This window comes from Polaromonas sp. P1_G2 (assembly GCF_056405515.1).
Genome location: NZ_JBFUBY010001428.1, coordinates 1 through 405, shown reverse-complemented (window position 1 = coordinate 405; position 405 = coordinate 1). Strand labels below are relative to the sequence as shown.

Here is a 405-nt window from a genome sequence, read left to right as displayed (position 1 = left end):
GATCCGGACAGCATGCCTGCGGCATGCGACTGGCGCGTGTTCACGCTGTTCGGCCTCACGGCAGCCGAGGCCCGCGTGGCTTCCATTCTTGGCTCGGGTGCGAGCCCGGACATGGCGGCTGCGGAATTGCAGCTTTCCGTCGAAACGGTGCGTGGCCACCTCAAACGAATCTTCGCCAAGCTCGACATATCCCGCCAGAGCGAGCTTGTCGCCTTTGCCACCCGCATCACCGGCCCCCAATGCGCGCAAAGAATGCGACGTGACGCCTGATTGGCGGATTGGCGTCGAGATTGCCGGATGCTGGCAGCATCCGGCGACGTGAACGGCAGGCCTGTTTTCACCTCACGCGGTGATGTTCCAGGAATTGAAGGTCGATATATCGAGCTTGATGTCGAGATCATGCGC

1 protein-coding gene is annotated in these 405 nt (G+C 61.7%); it reads left to right on the top strand.

Features of this window, described 5'->3' with window-relative positions; all coding sequences use genetic code 11:
- Positions 1 to 270 (top strand): response regulator transcription factor (locus tag AC1D0P_RS30910; protein ID WP_477680218.1); only part of this gene is annotated, 270 nt, incomplete at its 5' end.
- Positions 271 to 405: the final 135 nt, after the last annotated feature.